Origin of the sequence: Mycolicibacterium parafortuitum (assembly GCF_010725485.1) — a bacterium.
In the GTDB taxonomy this organism is placed as follows: domain Bacteria; phylum Actinomycetota; class Actinomycetes; order Mycobacteriales; family Mycobacteriaceae; genus Mycobacterium.
Window position 1 is genome coordinate 2,701,842 of record NZ_AP022598.1, and the last position, 16,419, is coordinate 2,718,260.

Sequence of the window (16,419 nt, forward strand, 5' to 3'; positions counted from 1 at the left end):
CTGATATAACCGACTGCGATGACCGTCGTTCTCGTCGACCCACGCCGCCCGTCGCTGGTGCCTGTCGACGCGATCGGACTGCTCGGCGGTGACGTCCAGTACACCGAGGAGATGCCGATCAAGGTGCCGTGGTCGTTGCCCGCGGCCCGGCCGGCCTACACCGGTGATCCGGCCGAGGTGCTGCTGTCGTCGGACCCGCAGCACCCGTCGGTGCGCGAGCGGATCGCCGCGGGGGAGCGGGTGATCTCGGCGCCGGCCGCGCAGCCCGGTGAACGCCTCGTCGACGCGGTGGCGATGATGGACAAGCTGCGCACCGCCGGGCCGTGGGAGAGCCAACAGACGCACGACTCGTTGCGGCGGTATCTGCTGGAAGAGACCTACGAGCTGTTCGACGCGGTGCACGGCGGAGACCTGACCGAGCTGCGTGACGAACTCGGCGACGTGCTGCTGCAGGTGCTGTTCCACGCCCGCATCGCCCAGGAGAGTCCCGCGGCGGCCTTCGACATCGACGACGTCGCCGACGCGCTGGTGCGCAAGCTCGGCAACAGGGTGCCGGCAGTGCTTGCCGGGGAAGCGATCTCGCTCGAGGACCAGTTGGCGCAGTGGGAGCAGCGCAAGGCACTGGAACGCTCGTCGCGGCAGTCCTGCATGGACGACATCCCGACCGCGCAGCCGTCGCTCGCGTTGGCGCAGAAGGTGCTCGCGCGCGCCGAGACGGCGGGGCTGCCGGCCGATCTGATCCCGGACGCGGTCACCAGGGTCACCGTGGCAGCCGACTTCGACGCCGAAAGCGCGTTACGCACAGCGGTTCTTGAGTTCATGGACGTGGTGCGCACCGCCGAGCGGGCCGCGGCCTCCGCTCGGCGACGAGACGATGTCGCCGAGGAGCTCGACGTGGCCCCGCACGGCGCGTTCACCGCCGACGAGTGGCGGGCGGCGTGGCCGCCGCGCCAGTAGCCCTCGGTGCCAGATCCACCTTTTGCAGGTCTGCACTCGCACTTCGTCTGCAAAAGGTGGATTTCAAGGTCAGTCGAACAGCGACGAACCCCAGAACGACGACGTGTCACCCTCGGAAAGCCCTGGCGGGCAGGCGAACACCGCTGAGCTCGTCGGGGTGACGTACTCGTTCATGGCGTCGTTGCGCGAGATCGCGTTCTGCATCGGGACGAACTGGGTGACCGGGTTGCGCACGAACGCGATGAAGAACAGCCCCGCGTCCAGGTGCCCGAACCCGTCGGACCCGTCGGTGAAGTTGTAACCGCGACGCAGGATCTCGATGCCGCCGAGGTTCTGCGGCGACGCCAGCCGCACATGGGCGAGCGTGTCGATCAGCGGCTCGTCCTTGTCGTTGGTGAGGTCGAAGTCCAGTTCCTCGAACTCGTCGGTGAGCCCCATCGGCGCCCCGCTGCCCTTCTGCCGCCCGACCACCCGTTCCTGCTCCAGCAGCGTCGTGCGGTCCCACTGCTCGATCCGCATCCGGATGCGGCGCGCGACCAGGTAGGACCCGCCGGTCAGCCAGGCCGGTCCGTCACCGTCGGCGACCCAGACGAACTTGTTCAGCTTGTCGGTCTCGTCGGAGCGCAGGTTCGCCGTTCCGTCCTTGAACCCGAACAGGTTTCGCGGGGTGGACTGCTCCCGGGTGGTCGACGACGTGCGCCCGAAACCCAGCTGGGAGTACCGCACCGCGACGGTGCCGAACCCGATGCGGGCCAGGTTGCGGATCGCGTGCACCGCGACCTGCGGGTCGTTGGAACAGGCCTGCACGACGATGTCGCCGCCGCTGCGGGCGGGGTCGATCTTCTCGTTGGGGAACTTCGGCAGGTCCACCAGCGCGTCGGGCTTCTTGTCCGCGATGCCGAACCGGTCGACGCCGTCCTTGACGAAGAACGACGGGCCGAAGCCGATGGTCAGCGTCAGCTGCGACGGGGGCAGGCCGAGCGCCTCACCGGTGTCCGTCGGTGGCGAGTACGGATTCTGGCCGGTGGCGCCGTTGGGGAACGCCTCCTTGCCCTGGGTCATCCGCTCGGCCATCTCGGTCCAGTCGGCGAGCATCTTGATCACGTCGTCGCGGCTGCGGGTCGTCACGTCGAACGTCGCGAAATGCATGCGGTCCTGGGCCTCGGTGACGATGCCCGCCTGGTGCGGCCCGCGGAACGGCACCGCGGCATGCAGGTGATCCGCCGACTGGGCCGCGGTCGCGCGCCCGGCGAACGCACCGGCACCGGCCGCGCCGACCACCGCGGCGGTCACCCCGGCCGCGCCGAACAGTTTGCGCCGGCTCAGCCCCGGCTTCTCGGGCTGGGGCTGAGCCTGGGCGTCCTCGTTATTGGGGTTATTGGGGTGCGATGACACCTTGCACCTGGCTGACCTCCTTGCTCAGCGCGTCGAGGGCGCGCGAAAGCTCCTGTCGCTCCGGCTCGGTCACCTTGTCATAGGTGACGAAGCCGTCGCCTTCCCGGTACTTCTCCAGCAGTGCCTCGACCTCTTCGAAGCGCTGATCGACGCGCGCGCCGAGATCGGGGTTGCGCTCGTCGAGGATCGGGCGCACCGAGGCGACCGCGGTCTGCGAGCCCTGCAGGTTCGCGCTGAAGTCCCACAGATCGGTGTGGCTGAAGATGTCCTCCTCGCCGGTGATCTTGCTGGTGGCGATCTCGTCGAGCAGACCCTGTGCGCCACCGGCGATCTGGGTGGAGTCGACGGTGAAGTCCGGTGCGCTGACCCCGGCCTGCAGTTCCTTGACGTCGGCGACCAGCTGATCGGCGATCGCGTTGGTGTCGGGCTGCGGGCCGGTCACCCAGAGGTCTTTCTCCAGCCGGTGGAAGCCGGTCCACTGCTGGCCCGGCTCGAGGTCGGCCTCGCGCAGGTCGATGCGCGGGTCCAGATCGTCGGGGAACGACTCCGCGACCGGCTCGATGCGTTCGTAGTACACCCGGCTGGTCGGGTACTGCGCCTTCGCGCCCTCGATGTCACCGGACTTGATCGCCGCGACGAACGCCTCGACCGCCGGGACGAGCGCCTCGACCTGGCTGTTGACGTAGCGCTTGTAGTTGTCCGCGGCTTCTTTGAACTTGCCCTCGGTGTCGACCTGGACCTCGTCGCCGGTGACGACGAAGTCGCCGCGGATGCCGTCGCCGATCATGCCCGGCTTGCACGCGGTCTGGTAGGTGCCGGGTTGGCTGAGCTGGACGATCAGCTTGCGCTGCAGCCCGGGGGAGATGTTCTCCACCTCGCCCATCACGCGCTCACCCTCGCCGTACACATAGAACTCGGTCACCTTGGAACCGTTGTTGGTGATCACGAACGTGTTGGCGCCGGTGTTGCCCTCGGTCACCGACAGCGCGCACGACGTGTCGGAGGCATCGACGGTGATCTCGGACGGTGCGGTGCCGCCGTCCTCGGACGCCGCGGGCGCCTCGTCCTTGGCCTGGCAGCCTGCGAGTGCGAATGCGGCCAGCGCGGCTGAGAGCACCGCGACGGAGGGATGCAACTTCACGTGGTGGACCTTTCGGGAGAGGGATTCGGTGGTGTCGGGGTCTTATCCCGCGCCGCACTCGGCGGGCGCAGGAACAGCGCCAGCACGACGACGAGGTAGGTCAGGTAGCCGGCGAGCTGAAGCACGGTCGGGGTCGGGGTGACGTTGAAGATGCCCTGGATCACCTCGCCGTACCAGGACGACCAGTTGAACGCGGTGCTGATGTCGAATGCCTTGTCGCCCAGCCCCGGAAGCCATCCGACGGTCTGCAGGGCGCCGACGCCGTAGGACAGGATGCCGGCGGCGACGACGATCAGGAACACCCCGGTGTATCTGAAGAACTTCGCCAGGTTGATGCTCAGCGCGCCGCGGTACATCCCGTAGGCGATCAGTCCGGCCACCGCCACCCCGGCGATGAGCCCGAGCAGCGGCCAATTCGACTGTGCCTCGGCGTAACCCACCATGAACAGCGCGGTTTCGACACCTTCGCGCCCGACGGCGAGGAACGCCAGCAGCGCGACGGCCGCGGGCCCGGTCTCCAGGGCGTGGGCCATCTCACTGCGCAACTGGCCCGACATCGACGCCGACGCCTTCTTCATCCAGAGCACCATGGTGGTGACGATCGCGACCGCGACCAGGGAGGCCACCCCGGCGATGGCTTCGGCGGCCAGCCCGCTGATGGTGTTCTCGCCGAACTGGATGGCCAGGAAGATGATCACCGTCATCGCGACGGCGGCGCCGACACCGAGCCAGACCCATCTGAGGGCGTCGCGGCGTTCGGATTTGACCAGGAATGCCACCAGGATCGACACCACGATCGCGGCTTCGAGACCTTCGCGTAATCCTATGAGTCCGCTGCCAAAAAGCTGTGAACTGAGGTTCGCCGCCGCGTAGTACGAGGTGACCCCGGGGTCTGTACCAGCGACCATCGAATTGTCCTTGCTACGGCGTGCGCGCGCTGTGCTTTGGCTGCCCAAAGGAAGGTGTGGCTCACCTCAGTTTTGGCAGCGCTTGATGAATGTACACCCGTCCCCGGCGGCCCGGGTTCAGTCGGTAGCCACACCTCGCGTGGCAGCATGGATGACAACCAGAGCGGGTTAGGGAGTCCGGTGACGCGGGTGCGTTGGCTACAGGCGATAACCGTGATCGGCGCGACAGCGCTGCTCATGGCGTCGAGCTGTTCCTGGCAACTCGGCACCCCGATTCCCGACGGGGTGCCGCCCCCGGCCGGGGATCCCGTCCCGCAGATCGACACCTATGCCAAGGGCCGGCCCGCCGATCAGCTGCACGAATGGGCGGCCGAGCGGGCGCCGGCACTCGGTATCCCGGTGACCGCGCTGGAGGCCTACGCGTACGCGGCGCGGGTCGCCGAGGTCGAGAACCCGAATTGCAAGCTGGCGTGGACGACGCTGGCCGGCATCGGGCAGGTGGAGAGCCACCACGGCACCTACCGCGGCGCCAAGATCGCCCGCAACGGCGAGGTCACCCCACCGATCCGCGGGGTGCTGCTCGACGGCACCGCGGGGAACCTGGAGATCCTGGACACCGATTCGATCAGCCACGACCCGGCCGTCGAGAACAAGGGCGACGTACCGTTCGCGCGCGCGATGGGACCGATGCAGTTCATCCCGGAGACCTGGCGGCTGTACGGGGTCGACGCCAACAACGACGGCGAGATCAGCGTGGACAACATCGACGACGCGGCGTTGTCGGCGGCGGGGTACCTGTGCTGGCGCGGCAAGGACCTGTCGAAGCCGCGCGGCTGGATGGAGGCGCTGCGGGCGTACAACCTTTCGGACGCCTACGCACGCAACGTGAGGGACTGGGCGACGGCGTATGCGAACGGACATCCGCTCTGAGGGCACCCGCCCGACGGGCACGTTCTAGGCTCAACAACGGAAACGTCTGAGCCCAAGACCCAGGAGGCGACAAAGTGCCCATCATCGAGCAGGTCGGAGCCCGCGAGATCCTCGATTCCCGGGGCAACCCGACCGTCGAGGTCGAGGTGGGCCTGTTGGACGGGACCGTGGCTCGCGCCGCCGTCCCCTCGGGTGCCTCCACCGGGGAGCACGAGGCGGTCGAGCTGCGTGACGGCGGTTCGCGCTACGGCGGCAAGGGTGTCGAGAAGGCGGTCGAGGCGGTGCTCGACGAGATCGCGCCCGCGGTGATCGGGCTCGGCGCCGACGAGCAGCGTCTCGTCGACCAGGCGCTGGTCGACCTGGACGGCACCCCGGACAAGTCGCGGCTGGGCGCCAACGCGATCCTCGGCGTCTCGCTGGCGGTGGCCAAGGCCGCCGCGCAGTCGGCCGAGCTGCCGCTGTTCCGCTACATCGGCGGACCGAACGCGCACATCCTGCCGGTGCCGATGATGAACATCATCAACGGCGGCGCGCACGCCGACACCGGCGTCGACGTCCAGGAGTTCATGATCGCCCCGATCGGCGCGCCGTCGTTCAAGGAGGCGCTGCGCTGGGGCGCCGAGGTGTACCACTCGCTGAAGTCGGTGCTCAAGAAGCAGGGCCTGTCCACCGGTCTGGGCGACGAGGGCGGTTTCGCCCCGGATCTGCCCGGCACCCGGGCCGCGCTGGACCTGATCGCGACCGCGATCGAGGGTGCGGGGTTCAAGGTCGGCAGCGATGTGGCGCTGGCGCTCGACGTCGCCGCGACGGAGTTCTACACCGAGGGCACCGGCTACGCGTTCGAGAAGGAGACCCGCAACGCCGAGCAGATGGCGCAGTTCTACGAGCAGCTGCTCGGCGCCTACCCGCTGGTGTCGATCGAGGATCCGCTGTCCGAAGACGACTGGGACGGCTGGGTCACCTTGACTTCGGCGATCGGCGACAAGATCCAGCTGGTCGGCGACGACCTGTTCGTCACCAACCCGGAGCGCCTCGAGGACGGCATCGAGAAGGGTGCCGCGAACGCGCTGCTGGTGAAGGTGAACCAGATCGGCACGCTGACCGAGACGCTGGACGCGGTGTCGCTGGCGCACAACGCCGGATACAAGACGATGATGAGCCACCGCAGCGGCGAGACCGAGGACACCACGATCGCCGATCTCGCCGTGGCCGTCGGCAGCGGCCAGATCAAGACCGGCGCGCCCGCGCGCAGCGAGCGGGTCGCGAAGTACAACCAGCTGTTGCGCATCGAGGAGGAGCTGGGCGACGCCGCGCGCTACGCCGGCGACCTCGCGTTCCCGCGCTTCAGTGTGGAGACGAAATAGCCCGTGCCCGAGGCGAAACGGCCCGATCCGAAACGCCGTGCCGGCGGGGACGCGCGAGCCAAGAAGGCTCCCGCGTCCCGGCCCGGTGCGGCCGGTCGGGCCAAGCCGCGGCCTGCCGCGACCGCGGCGCGCCGCGAACCCCGCGGCGCTGAGCCGCGAGCGCAGGCCGCAGTACCCGAGGACATCGAGATCGTCGAGGCCCCCGCCACGATCCGGGAATCGATCATCGCGTCGGCCGAGGCGGCCGCCGAGCAGCGGTTCGGTTCGGCGGCGCGACGCGCGGCGATCCTGGCCGCCGTCATCTGCGTGCTGACCCTGACGATCGCCGGGCCGGTGCGCACCTACTTCTCGCAGCGCACCGAGATGAAGCAACTGGAGGCCAGCGAAGCGCAACTGCGCGAACAGATCGCCGAACTCGAAGAGCAGAAGGCCAAGCTGGCCGACCCGGTGTTCATCGCGGCGCAGGCCCGCGAACGCCTCGGCTTCGTGATGCCCGGCGAGACGCCCTATCAGGTGCAGCTGCCTCCCGGTGCGGCCCAACCGAACACCCCGCAGGAGGAAGCTCTGCAAGCCACCAGTAACGACCCCTGGTACACGGCGCTGTGGCACACCATCGCCGATGCGCCACACGGCATCTCGCCGACTCCGCCGCCGCCCGGGGCGCCGGCCGCCCCTGGACCCGTCGCGCCTGTCGCGCCTGCGCCCGGTGGTTGAGCAGTCCGATCTCGACGCCGTCGCGCGGCAGCTGGGCCGTGAGCCGCGCGGTGTGCTGGAGATCGCCTACCGATGCCCCAACGGTGAGCCCGCCGTGGTGAAGACGGCGCCGAGACTTCCTGACGGAACACCGTTTCCGACGTTGTACTACCTGACCCACCCGGCGCTGACCGCCGCGGCGAGCCGGCTGGAGTCCTCGGGCTTGATGCGCGAGATGACCGAACGCCTCGCCCAGGACCCGGAATTGGCCGCGGCCTACCGCCGCGCGCATGAATCGTTTCTCGCCGAGCGCGACGCGATCGAGCCGTTGGGAACCACGTTCTCCGGCGGCGGGATGCCTGACCGGGTGAAGTGTCTGCACGTGGTGATCGCCCACTCGCTGGCCAAGGGGCCGGGGGTGAACCCGTTCGGCGACGAGGCGCTGGCCGTGCTGGCCGCCGAGCCGGAGATGGCCGGGATCCTGGACCGGAAGGTGTGGGCACAGTGACAAGCACGGGCAGAGTCGCCGCGGTGGACTGCGGAACGAACTCGATCCGCCTGCTGATCGCCGACCGCGACCCGGACAGCCAGAGCGGGCGGCTGCGTGACGTGCACCGCGAGATGCGCATCGTGCGGCTCGGGCAGGGCGTCGACGCGACCGGCGAATTCGCCCCGGACGCGTTGGCGCGCACCCGCGCCGCGCTCGTCGGTTATGCCGAGCTGATGCGCCGCCACGATGTCGGCGCGGTGCGGATGGTCGCGACCTCGGCGGCGCGCGACGTGTCCAACCGCGAGGAGTTCTTCGCGATGACCTCCGACGTGCTGGGCACCGTCGTGCCGGGCGCGGTCGCCGAGGTGATCACCGGCGCCGAGGAGGCCGAGCTGTCGTTCCGCGGCGCGGTCGGCGAACTCGACGCCGCGGCGGCGCCGTTCGTGGTCGTCGACCTCGGTGGCGGTTCGACCGAGGTGGTGGTCGGCTCCAGCGAGGTGGACGCCGCGCTGTCGGTGAACATCGGCTGCGTGCGGCTCACCGAGCGCTGCCTGCGGTCCGATCCGCCCACCGACGCGGAGATCGCCGACGCGCGTGCGGTGGTGCGCGACGCGCTGGGCCAGGTGCTCGAGGTGGTACCCGTCGAGCAGGCCCGCACGTGGGTGGGTGTCGCGGGAACCATGACGACGCTGGCGGCCCTGGCGCACGGCATGACCGTCTACGACTCCGACGCGATCCACCTGTCGCGGGTGCCGTTCGACGCGCTGCTGGCGGTGTGTGCCGAACTGCTGGCGATGACGCGTCAGCAGCGTGCGGTGCTGGGCCCGATGCACGAGGGCCGCGTCGACGTGATCGGTGGCGGTGCGCTGATCGTGCAGGAGCTGGCCGCGATGCTCGGCGAGCGGGCGGGCATCAGCGAGCTGGTGGTCAGCGAGCACGACATCCTCGACGGGATCGCGCTGTCGATCGTCTGAGCACCCCCGGTCAACATCCCCGCCGAAATGGCATTCCAGCAGAGGAATTGCGAGTGGGGGCCTGCCGGAATGCAGTTTCGGCGATCTCAGTGCGTCGCGGCGCGGCGCAGTCGAGGCCTGCGCTTGGTCGGGTCGTGCTGGCCGCCGAGCGTCAGGCCCAGTAGCACCATGATCGAACCCAGGATGACGTGCAGCCAGTTGGCGGCGGTGTTGAGCGGGATGACATGGGCATTGCTGCCGAACTCGACCAGCGCACCGTACAACCACAGCGCCAGGTAGATCGCTCCGCCGGCGAGCAGGTAGTTCCGTGCGCCGGCATAGCTGCGGGCGAACCAGAAGCCGGCCGCGCCGATCACCAGATGCACGATGTTGACCGCCGCGCAGACCGCGATGGTGCCGAACAGCAGGGCGCCGGAACGACTTCCGGCCCAGCCGAGTTGGTCGAAATTCGCCGTGATCCCGGGGATGAAGCCCAGGATGCCGATCACGATCAGTGCCGCCGCGACGAGCATCGCCGCGCCCTGCACCGCCATGATCTTGGGAGCCGGTGACATCGGGGGCCTCCCTCCCGGGTACTTATTGACGAACGTGTGGGGGGAGATACCCATACTGGGCGGTGCGTAACACCGTCGCGGTCAGGAACGCAGGATCGGGCCCAATGCCTCGAGCACGGCCGGGTCCTCGATCGTCGACGGCACCGGTTCGTCGCGGCCGGCGGCGATGCCGCGCATGGTCTTGCGCAGGATCTTCCCGGACCGCGTCTTCGGCAGCGCGGGCACCACGTCGACGAGCTTGAACGCCGCGACCGCGCCGATCTCGTCGCGCACCAGCTGCACCAGTTCCTCGGTCAGCCCCTCGGTGGACGCGCCGGACTTGACGACGACCAGGCCGCGCGGGGCCTGCCCCTTGATCTCGTCGGCGACGCCGATCACCGCGCACTCGGCCACCGCGGGATGGGTGGCCAGCACCTCCTCGATCGCGCCGGTGGACAACCGGTGCCCGGCGACGTTGATGACGTCGTCGATGCGGCCCATCACGTACAGGTAGCCGTCCTCGTCGAGGTGTCCCCCGTCGCCGGTGAGGTAGTAGCCCGGGTACTCGGTCAGATACGACACCCGGTAGCGGTCGTCGGCGTTCCACAGCGTCGGCAGGGTGCCGGGCGGCAGCGGGAGCTTGATCGCGATGGCCCCCTCCTTGCCGGCGGCGCAGTCGTGGCCCTGCTCGTCGAGGATGTGGACGTCGTAGCCGGGCATCGGCACGGTGGGGGAGCCGGCCTTGATCGGAAGTGCTTCGGTGCCCATCGGATTGGCCGCGATCGCCCAACCGGTCTCGGTCTGCCACCAGTGGTCGACGACCGGGATGCCGAGCTTGTCCGACGCCCAGTGGTAGGTGTCCGGGTCGAGTCGCTCACCGGCCAGGAACAGGTACTTCAGCCCCGACAGGTCGTAGTCCCCGACATAGGAGCCCTCCGGGTCCTCCTTGCGGATGGCGCGGATCGCCGTCGGCGCGGTGAACAGCGCCTTGACCCCGTGCTCGGCGGCCACCCGCCAGAACGCGCCCGGGTCGGGCGTGCCGACGGGTTTGCCCTCGTAGAGCACGGTGGTCGCGCCGAGCAGCAGCGGCGCGTACACGATGTAGGAGTGCCCGACGACCCAGCCGACGTCGGACGCCGCCCAGAACACGTCGCCGGGGGCGATGTCGTAGAGGTGGCGCATGCTCCACAGCAGCGCGACGGCGTGACCGCCGTTGTCGCGGACGATGCCCTTGGGCTTGCCGGTGGTGCCGGAGGTGTAGAGCACGTACAGCGGGTCGGTCGCGGCGACGGGCACCGGGTCGACGGGGTCGGCGCCCGCGACGACCTCGGCCCAGTCCAGGTCGCGTCCGTCGATCAGCTCGCAGCGCAGCCGATCACGTTGCACCACAACGCAATGCGTCGGCGGATGCTCGGTCATCGCGATCGCGGCGTCGAGCATCGGCTTGTACTCGACGGTGCGGGACGGCTCGATGCCGCACGACGCGGAGACGATCACCTTCGGCTGGACGTCGTCGATGCGCACGGCGAGTTCGTGCGGGGCGAATCCGCCGAACACCACCGAGTGGATCGCGCCGAGGCGCGCGCACGCGAGCATCGCGATCACGGCCTCGGGGATCATCGGCATGTAGATCACCACGCGGTCGCCCTTGCCGACACCGAGGCCGCGCAGCGCGCCGGCGAACCGGGCGGTCTGGTCGCGCAGCTCGGCATAGGTGTAGGTGCGCTTGGTGTCGGTGACCGCCGAGTCGTAGATCAGCGCGGGCTGATCACCGCGCCCGCCGTCGGCGTGCCGGTCCAGCGCGTTCGCGCAGGTGTTGAGCTCAGCGCCGGGGAACCAGCGGTAGAACGGCGGATTGCTGTCGTCGAGCACGCGGTCCGGCTCGCGGATCCACGTCACGGCGTCGGCCGCCTGGCCCCAGAAGGCGGCGGGGTCGGTGATGCTGGCATCGAAGAGGTCGCGGTACCCAGGCATAGGAGCACCGTAGACCCTTGGGTCTAGTCTCTGGACCATGACCATCCAACCCCCGCAAATCGCCGGTGCGCGCCGGCACCGGCTGACCGTCCGAGGGGTCGATTTCCACGTCACCGAGGCCGGCCCGCAGGACGGCAGGCCGGTGTTGGCGCTGCACGGTTGGCCACAGCACCACTGGGCCTACCGGGATCTGTTGGCCGACCCGCCCGCCGGGCTGCGGATCATCGCGCCCGATCTGCCCGGCTACGGATGGTCGGGACCGGCCCCGCACCGGTGGGCCAAGGAGGACGTCGTCACCGATCTGGTGGCGCTGGCCGACGCGTTGGACCTGGACCGGTTTCTGCTCGTCGGGCACGACTGGGGCGGCTACATCGGGCATCTGCTGACGCTGCGGATCCCGGACCGCATCGACGCGTATCTGCCGCTGAACATCGCGCACCCGTGGGTGCCGCCGAAGGTGATGGCCCCGCACCTGTGGCGGTTCCTGCTCTACCAGCCGGCGGTCGCGTCGGCGGGTGTGCCGCTGCAGCGACGCACCCGGTATCTGGAGAAGGTCATCTTCCGGGTCGCGGCTCCCACGCTCGACCCGCAGACCGTGCGGGTCTACTCGGAGCGGTTCCGCGACCCCGTCGTCGCCCGCACCGCCCGCGACACCTACCGGACGTTCCTGACCCGGGAGTTCCCGGCCGCGGCGCGTACCGGCGAGCGGCGCCGCTCGACCGTGCCGACCCGGGCGTTGTTCGGCCGGTCCGACACCGCCATCCACCCCGACCTCGCCGCGGCGGAGACCGCCCGCGCCGACGACTACACGCTTGAGGTCGTCGACGGCGGCCACTTCATCCTCGACGAGCAGCCGGAGTTGGTGCGGGCCAAGTTGATCGAGGTGGCCAAGGAGTTTTCGCCGAACTGAGGTTCCCGGTTGTGATCGCGCCGGAAATCACAGCCGGGAATCCCAGTTCGGCGCGCGGGGGGCGTGGCGGGCGCTAGGGCTGGAAGCGGTAGCCCATGCCCGCCTCGGTCAGCAGGTGCACGGGGTGCGACGGGTCGTCTTCGAGCTTGCGGCGCAGCTGCGCCAGGTACACGCGCAGATAGTGGGTTTCCTTCGCGTAACCGGGCCCCCACACCTCTTTGAGCAGTTCCTCGCGGCCGACGAGCTTGCCGCGGTTGCGGACCAGCATCTCGAGCATGCCCCATTCGGTCGGTGTCAGATGTACCTCGGTGCCGTTCTTGGTGACCTGTTTGGCGGCCAGGTCGACGGTGAACGACGACGTCTCGATCACCGGTTCGTCGGTGTCGGCGGCGGTGGCGCCGCGCCGGACCGCCGCCCGCAGCCGGGCCAGGAACTCGTCCATCCCAAAGGGTTTGGTGACGTAGTCGTCGGCGCCGGCGTCGAGGGCCTCGACCTTGTCCGCGGAATCGCTGCGCGCCGAGAGCACGATCACCGGCGCCGTGAGCCAACCACGCAGGCCTTCGAGCACCTCGATGCCCGGCATGTCCGGCAGGCCCAGGTCGAGGACGACGACGTCGGGTTTGCGCTCGGCGGCCGCCCGCAGTCCGTCATGTCCGGTGGCCGCGGTGGACACCTGGTAGCCGCGCACGGACAGGTTGATCCGCAGCGCACGCAAGATCTGCGGCTCGTCGTCGATGACGAGCACGCGGGTCTTCGGTGGGGCGGTCACGGTGCCGCCAGGTCGATCTCGACGGTCAGCCCGCCGCCGGGGGTGTCGGTGGCGGCGATGGTGCCCCCCATCGCCTCGACGAACCCCCGCGACACCGACAAGCCAAGCCCGACACCGCTTCTGGTGTCATGGTCGCCCAGCCTCTGGAATGGGGCGAACAACGCGGTTTCGGCCCCTTGCGGGATGCCCGGTCCCTCGTCGGCGACGGCGATCAGGACGCGATCGCCGATCCGGCCCGCCGTCACCCGCACCGGGCCGTCGGCCGCGTAGCGCAGCGCGTTGTCGATGACGTTGGCCAACACCCGCTCCAGCAGGCCGCTGTCGGCCAGCACCACCGCGCCGTCGACCTCGATCTTCACCCGGTCGAGCCCTGCGCGGTTGATGCCGAGCAGGGCCCGCGCCACCGCCTCCTCCAGGTAGACCGGGCCCAGTTCGGGCCTGACCACTCCCGCGGCCAGCCGGGATGAGTCGAGCAGGTTGCCGACGAGTCCGGTCAGCTGGTCGACGGACTCTTCGACGGTGGCGAGCAGTTCGGCGGTGTCCTCGGCGGAGAAGCTGACGTCGGCGCTGCGCAGGCTCGACACGGCGGCCTTCGCGCCGGCCAGCGGGGTGCGCAGGTCATGGCTGACCGCCGACAGCAGCGACCGGCGCAGTTCGTCGGCCTGGGCGAGCACTTCGGCCCTTCCGGCCGCCGCGGCGAGTTCGCGCTGCCGGACCAGTCCGGCGGCCTGGTTGGCCACCGCGGCGAGCACCCGGCGGTCGCGGGCGGGCAGTGTGCGCCCGGCCAGCAGCATCCATAACTCCTCGGAGTCGTTGTCGGAGCCGGCTTCGATGGCGGTGTCGGCGTCCTCGACCGAGACGCACGGGTCGGTGCCCGCGCATCCGAGTACCTCGCCGCCGTGGGCCGGCCCGCGGACGAGGCTCACCGACCGTTGTGAGTAGGCCTCGCGGACGCGCTCCAGCAGGGTGTCGAGGTCGGCGCCCTGCAGCACCGACCCGGCGAACAGTGCCAGCAGCTCGGCTTCGGCTGCGGCGCGGCGTGATTCGCGGGCGCGGTTGGCCACCCGGTCGACCAGGGCGGCGACCGCGACGGCCACGGCCAGCAGCACCACGATGGTCACGGCGCTGTCGGCGTCGTCGATGGTCAACGTGTGCAGCGGTTCGACGAGGAAGAAGTTCAGCAGCACACCCGACAGCACCGCCGAAAGTGCCGCCGGCGCAACGCCGCCCAGCAGCGAGACGACCAGCACGCCGATGAAGAAGATCGCGCTCTCACCGCCGATGCCCAGGAACGGCTGCAGGAACAGCACCGCGGCGGCGCAGATCGCCGAGGGCACGACGACGGCGGCCAGCCAGGCCGCGGCATGGCGTTGCCGCGGAGATACCCGCGCCCACAGCGAGGGCCCGCCGGCCTGCGAGTGGGTCACCATGTGGACGTCGATCGTGCCGGAGTTCTGCACCACGGCCGCGCCGATGCCCTCGTCGAAGATGCGCGCCCAGCGGGACCGCCGCGACGTCCCGATCACCAACTGGGTGGCGTTCATCTGGCGGGCGAACTCCAGCAGCGCGGACGGCACGTCGTCGCCGACGACGGTGTGCAGCGTGGCGCCAATGCTGGAGGCCAGTTCGCGCACGCGGTCGATCTGGCGGGGTGCGGCGCCGAACAGGCCGTCGCCGCGCACCACGTGGACGACCATCAGCTCGGCGCTGGACTTCGCCGCGATCCGGGATGCCCTGCGCACCAGGGTCTCCGACTCGGGTCCGCCGGTGATCGCGACGACCACCCGCTCGCGGGCCTCCCACGTGTCGGTGATCTTGTTGTCGGCGCGGTACTTCTCCAGCGCGGCGTCGACCTGGTCGGCCAGCCACAGCAGGGCCAGCTCCCGCAGCGCCGTGAGGTTACCGCGCCGGAAGTAGTTCGACAGTGCCGCGTCCACCCGCTCGGGGGCGTACACGTTGCCGTGAGCGAGCCTGCGCCGCAACGCTTCCGGGGTGATGTCGACGAGCTCGATCTGGTCGGCGGCACGCACCACCTCGTCGGGTACCTTCTCCTGCTGCTCGATGCCGGTGATCTGGGTGACCACGTCGTTGAGGCTTTCCAGGTGCTGGACGTTGACGGTGGTGACCACCGTGATGCCGGCGTCGAGCAGTTCCTCGATGTCCTGCCAGCGCTTCGGGTTTCTGCTGCCCGGGGTGTTGGTGTGGGCGAGCTCGTCGACGAGCACCACCTGCGGGCGCCGCCGCAGCACCGCGTCGACGTCGAGTTCGGCGAAGCTGTGCCCGCGGTACTCGATCATGTGTGGGGGCACGATCTCGATACCGTCGAGCAGCTGCGCGGTCTTTGCGCGGCCGTGGGTCTCCACCACCGCGGCGACCAGGTCGGTGCCGCGCTCCAGCCGCCGGTGCGCTTCGCCGAGCATCGCGTACGTCTTGCCCACGCCGGGAGCCGCACCCAGGTAGATGCGTAGCTCTCCGCGCTTGGGCCGCGTCGGGGCGGGCGAACTCACCTGCCCATCATCCACCCTGGCGATCCAAAGCGAGGTTGAGCTGCAACACATTCACCCGGGGCTCACCGAGGAACCCCAGCGTGCGTCCGTCGGTGTGCTGGGCCACCAGAGCGCGGACCTGCCCGGGGTCGATCCCGCGCGCGGCGGCGACGCGGTCGACCTGCAGATCGGCGTAGGCCGGCGAGATGTCGGGATCGAGTCCGCTGCCGCTGGCGGTCACCGCATCGGCGGGCACCGCCGGATCGGCCGGCGCCGCGCCGCGGATCGGCACGAGCTGCCCGGCGCTGTAATCACGCCCCGGATCCGCGCAGTCCACCTGCACGCCGAGATAGCTGTCCAGGAACGGTTCCGCAGTGGTGCCGCACGGTTCGTTCACGCTGACGACCTCGGTGGGCGTGGTGACGTTGCCCGAGCCGTCGCGCGGGCCGATCACCGACAGCACCGCACCGACCCCGCCGCCCGTGCAGTACGGCCGCCTGCCGTCGACGCCCTCGAGCTCTCCCACCGCGGCGCTGCGGGAACACACCAGGGTCAGCAGGCTGGGTGTGTCCGGCTGGTCGACGATGCTGTCCGGCCCCAGGTTGCTTGCGCTGGTCGCCATCGGGTCGTAGCCGTCACCGGCGGCCGAGGGGCGGCCCTGGAAGTACTGCGGTAGGGGATTGCCGTCGGCGTCGGTGTAGAGCTGGCCGATCCGGCTGCTGCCCACCGGTGTTCCGTCGACCTCGACGATCGCGCCGTCGGCGTTGTCGGATAGCGGCGGGGCCTGGGCGATCAGCCAGATCAGCGCCGGGTAGCCCAGCCCGAGTAAGGCGGTGAACAGCAGCAGGGCGCGCAGTGCCGCCCAGTGGCCGCGGATGAGGTTGGAGAACACCAT

Annotated in this window: 15 protein-coding genes; 7 read left to right on the forward strand and 8 right to left on the reverse strand. The window is 69.9% G+C overall.

What is annotated here, in order from left to right; genetic code table 11:
- Nucleotides 1–18: 18 nt before the first annotated feature.
- Nucleotides 19–957 (forward strand): nucleoside triphosphate pyrophosphohydrolase, encoded by a 939-nt coding sequence (locus tag NTM_RS12955; RefSeq protein WP_163766512.1) that lies wholly within the window; start codon nucleotides 19–21, stop codon nucleotides 955–957.
- A gap of 69 nt (nucleotides 958–1,026) precedes the next feature.
- Here NTM_RS12955 and efeB read toward each other — a convergent pair whose 3' ends face one another.
- From efeB to efeU, 3 genes are read right to left on the reverse strand one after another with little or no spacing between them, the layout of a single operon-like run.
- Nucleotides 1,027–2,352 carry an iron uptake transporter deferrochelatase/peroxidase subunit gene (gene efeB / locus NTM_RS12960; protein ID WP_163766513.1) on the reverse strand — a complete coding sequence of 442 codons (1,326 nt, stop codon included), beginning with the start codon at nucleotides 2,350–2,352 and terminating at the stop codon, nucleotides 1,027–1,029.
- The gene (gene efeO / locus NTM_RS12965) at nucleotides 2,333–3,493 is read right to left on the reverse strand and encodes an iron uptake system protein EfeO (protein ID WP_163766514.1); all 1,161 of its coding nucleotides are present in this window, start codon (nucleotides 3,491–3,493) and stop codon (nucleotides 2,333–2,335) included. Before efeO ends, efeB begins: the two co-directional genes overlap by 20 nt.
- Entirely contained in the window at nucleotides 3,490–4,401 is a 912-nt protein-coding gene (gene efeU, locus NTM_RS12970; protein ID WP_163766515.1) for an iron uptake transporter permease EfeU, read from the reverse strand. Before efeU ends, efeO begins: the two co-directional genes overlap by 4 nt.
- A 180-nt stretch (nucleotides 4,402–4,581) precedes the next feature.
- Here efeU and NTM_RS12975 point away from each other — a divergent pair, with 180 nt between their 5' ends.
- The 5 genes from NTM_RS12975 to NTM_RS12995 all read left to right on the forward strand — a co-directional run bounded on the left by NTM_RS12975 (nucleotide 4,582) and on the right by NTM_RS12995 (nucleotide 8,852).
- Nucleotides 4,582–5,331 (forward strand): lytic transglycosylase domain-containing protein, encoded by a 750-nt coding sequence (locus NTM_RS12975; RefSeq protein ID WP_163766516.1) that lies wholly within the window; start codon nucleotides 4,582–4,584, stop codon nucleotides 5,329–5,331.
- 74 nt (nucleotides 5,332–5,405) lie between these two features.
- Nucleotides 5,406–6,695: a phosphopyruvate hydratase gene (eno, locus tag NTM_RS12980; protein ID WP_083144115.1), complete on the forward strand. Its 1,290-nt coding sequence runs from the start codon at nucleotides 5,406–5,408 to the stop codon at nucleotides 6,693–6,695.
- A 3-nt stretch (nucleotides 6,696–6,698) separates the two neighbouring features.
- Complete coding sequence (locus tag NTM_RS12985) at nucleotides 6,699–7,409, forward strand: FtsB family cell division protein (protein WP_163766517.1); 711 nt, start codon at nucleotides 6,699–6,701, stop codon at nucleotides 7,407–7,409.
- Nucleotides 7,402–7,896: a DUF501 domain-containing protein gene (locus NTM_RS12990; RefSeq protein ID WP_163766518.1), complete on the forward strand. Its 495-nt coding sequence runs from the start codon at nucleotides 7,402–7,404 to the stop codon at nucleotides 7,894–7,896. The genes NTM_RS12985 and NTM_RS12990 overlap by 8 nt, the downstream gene beginning before the upstream one ends.
- Complete coding sequence (locus NTM_RS12995) at nucleotides 7,893–8,852, forward strand: Ppx/GppA phosphatase family protein (RefSeq protein WP_163766519.1); 960 nt, start codon at nucleotides 7,893–7,895, stop codon at nucleotides 8,850–8,852. Before NTM_RS12990 ends, NTM_RS12995 begins: the two co-directional genes overlap by 4 nt.
- An 86-nt stretch (nucleotides 8,853–8,938) precedes the next feature.
- On the opposite strand, the gene NTM_RS13000 is transcribed toward NTM_RS12995, so the two are convergent.
- Together NTM_RS13000 and NTM_RS13005 are read right to left on the reverse strand one after the other, a co-directional pair.
- Nucleotides 8,939–9,406 carry a DUF4383 domain-containing protein gene (locus NTM_RS13000; RefSeq protein WP_163766520.1) on the reverse strand — a complete coding sequence of 156 codons (468 nt, stop codon included), beginning with the start codon at nucleotides 9,404–9,406 and terminating at the stop codon, nucleotides 8,939–8,941.
- 81 nt (nucleotides 9,407–9,487) lie between these two features.
- Nucleotides 9,488–11,359, reverse strand: coding sequence for a propionyl-CoA synthetase (locus NTM_RS13005; protein WP_163766521.1), 1,872 nt, complete (start codon nucleotides 11,357–11,359; stop codon nucleotides 9,488–9,490).
- Nucleotides 11,360–11,396: 37 nt separating this feature from the next.
- Between NTM_RS13005 and NTM_RS13010 the strand changes: the two genes are divergently transcribed.
- Nucleotides 11,397–12,269 (forward strand): alpha/beta fold hydrolase, encoded by an 873-nt coding sequence (locus tag NTM_RS13010; RefSeq protein WP_163766522.1) that lies wholly within the window; start codon nucleotides 11,397–11,399, stop codon nucleotides 12,267–12,269.
- A 73-nt stretch (nucleotides 12,270–12,342) separates the two neighbouring features.
- On the opposite strand, the gene NTM_RS13015 is transcribed toward NTM_RS13010, so the two are convergent.
- From NTM_RS13015 to NTM_RS13025, 3 genes are read right to left on the reverse strand one after another with little or no spacing between them, the layout of a single operon-like run.
- Nucleotides 12,343–13,038: a response regulator gene (locus NTM_RS13015; RefSeq protein WP_163766523.1), complete on the reverse strand. Its 696-nt coding sequence runs from the start codon at nucleotides 13,036–13,038 to the stop codon at nucleotides 12,343–12,345.
- Nucleotides 13,035–15,596, reverse strand: coding sequence for a DUF4118 domain-containing protein (locus NTM_RS13020; RefSeq protein WP_170311976.1), 2,562 nt, complete (start codon nucleotides 15,594–15,596; stop codon nucleotides 13,035–13,037). Before NTM_RS13020 ends, NTM_RS13015 begins: the two co-directional genes overlap by 4 nt.
- The gene (locus NTM_RS13025) at nucleotides 15,553–16,419 is read right to left on the reverse strand and encodes a potassium-transporting ATPase subunit C (protein WP_163766525.1); all 867 of its coding nucleotides are present in this window, start codon (nucleotides 16,417–16,419) and stop codon (nucleotides 15,553–15,555) included. The genes NTM_RS13020 and NTM_RS13025 overlap by 44 nt, the downstream gene beginning before the upstream one ends.